Origin of the sequence: Zoogloea oryzae (assembly GCF_030161255.1) — a bacterium.
In the GTDB taxonomy this organism is placed as follows: Bacteria; Pseudomonadota; Gammaproteobacteria; order Burkholderiales; family Rhodocyclaceae; genus Zoogloea; species Zoogloea oryzae.
Genome location: NZ_BSPX01000273.1, coordinates 1 through 722 on the forward strand (window position 1 = coordinate 1; position 722 = coordinate 722).

A 722-nucleotide genomic window follows, 5' to 3' on the forward strand; every position below is an offset into this window, starting at 1 on the left:
TATGCATAAAAGTTTTTGCCACAAGGAGGAATCCTAAAATTCCGTCTGTTTTCTGGATTTGGAAAAGCGCGGATTTTCAAGAACGAGAATCTTATGATATGTTAGGAATCGCTTATGATAATCATCCACGCCTGAAACGTATTTTGATGCCCGAAAGCTGGAGAGGATGGCCCTTACGTAAAGATTATATTGCCCCAAATTTCTATGAAATACAAGATGCTCATTGAACGCTGAAAAATCTATCCTACGGATATTCAAATAATATTTTCCCGTTCGGTTTGGATCAAACTGAGTCATCGGATTTAGGGATGAGTTAAACAAGAAACGAACTCAATAAAAGGACTTCATTGCTATTCTCCTATTTGGAAGACATAGTTTATTGTTTATTTAAGATAAGCTGGACAATAAAAAAGGGAGTTCTGTAGGAGTTCTCTATCGTGAACTTTGTACCGCGCACATTGCTTAGATACGCTTTAGAAAGTGACAAAGGAGGCGTTGAAATACTAAATTTTGATTTCGAAGTATATATTCAAACCAATATATAAATATTCTCCGCATTATATTATAATATACCTCTGAAAAGTCTATTGTATATTCTTACCTTTCCACTCTTATATCTACGAAGTACGAAGATCTCTATCTCTTATTAATCTCAGAATTAATAATAGCAGCCTGCCAGGAACCAGGTTTGAACTGGTGACACGAGGATTTTCAGTCCTCTG

General features: G+C 35.7%; 1 protein-coding gene. It reads left to right on the plus strand.

Annotation, left to right across the window (positions count from 1 at the left end; genetic code table 11):
• Positions 1–227, plus strand: a 227-nt coding sequence (locus QQK25_RS24980; RefSeq protein WP_284190107.1) for an NADH-quinone oxidoreductase subunit C, incomplete at its 5' end; no start/stop codon positions are given.
• Positions 228–722: the final 495 nt, after the last annotated feature.